The 1,213-nt window shown below is 65.0% G+C and carries 1 protein-coding gene; it reads right to left on the bottom strand.

Going from position 1 to position 1,213, the window contains the following annotated elements; translation table 11 throughout:
* Positions 1–17: 17 nt before the first annotated feature.
* Positions 18–1,213, bottom strand: a 1,196-nt coding sequence (locus OFY01_RS17165) for an RNA-guided endonuclease InsQ/TnpB family protein (protein ID WP_407700363.1), incomplete at its 5' end; no start/stop codon positions are given.

A 1,213-nucleotide genomic window follows, 5' to 3' on the forward strand; every position in this document is an offset into this window, starting at 1 on the left:
CTGAAGGAGGGGGATTCTCACGGCTCGCGCCGTGATGCTTTCTGCTTCGTCGCCGACTGCCCGCCCGGAGTACTCCGTTGAGGTCTTACACCAGCTCCACAGACAGAAACGGCCAGCCCGGCCGCCTTGAGGTTGATGGCTGCGTTCACGTCCCGGTCGTGGGTCGTGCCGCAGTCGCACGTCCAGGTGCGGACGTTCAGCGGCATCTTGTCCTGCAAGGTGCCGCAGGCGGAGCACAGCTTGGAGGAGGGGAAGAAGCGGTCGACCGCGATCACTTCCCGCCCGTACCAGGCTGCCTTGTACTCCAGCATGCTCCGGAACTCCGACCACGCCGCGTCGCTGATGGCGCGTGCCAGACTCCGGTTGTTGACCATGTTCCGTACGGTCAGATCCTCGATCACGATCGTTTGGTTTTCACGAACGAGACGAGTAGTCAGCTTGTGCAGCCCGTCACGGCGGCGGTCGGCGATGCGGGCGTAGACCTTGGCGACCTTGCGCCGGGCCTTGCGCCGGTTGGCTCCGTCACCCTTGGCCTTCTTCGCCAAGACCTGCTGGGCCTTCGCGAGTTGGCGGCGATCACGGCGCTCGTGCCCCGGGTTGGCGATCTTCTCGCCGGTGGACAGGGTCAGCAGATGGTCCAGGCCGACATCAACCCCCACCGCCGCACTGGTTTCCGGGAGCGGCTTGACGGACGGGTCGTCGCACAGCATCGAGACGTACCAGCGTCCAGCCGCGTCCTGGGAGACGGTCACCGTGGACGGCTTCGCCCCTTCGGGCAGGGGCCGGGACCACACGATGTCCAGCGGCTCTGCCATCTTCGCCAGCGTCAGCATCCCGTCACGGAAGCGGAAACCGCTGGTGGTGTACTCAGCGGACTTCCGCGACTTCTTCCGCGACTTGAAGCGGGGGTACTTGGCCCTCTTGCCGAAGAAGTTGGTGAACGCCGTCTGGAGGTGACGAAGGCACTGCTGGAGCGGAACCGAGGAGACCTCGGACAGGTAGGCCAGCTCCTCGGTCTTCTTCCACACGGTCAGCATCGCCGACGTCTGGTTGTAGTTGACCCGTTCCTGACGCGCCCACGCTTCCGTTCGGGCAGCAAGGGCGAGGTTGTAGACCTTGCGCACACAGCCGAACGTACGCGACAGCTCGGCTGCCTGCGCATCGGTCGGACGGAAGCGGTACTTGAACGCCCGCTTCACGCATGCCGTGGTCA

It is taken from the genome of Streptomyces beihaiensis, assembly GCF_026274175.1.
In the GTDB taxonomy this organism is placed as follows: Bacteria; Actinomycetota; Actinomycetes; order Streptomycetales; family Streptomycetaceae; genus Streptomyces; species Streptomyces beihaiensis.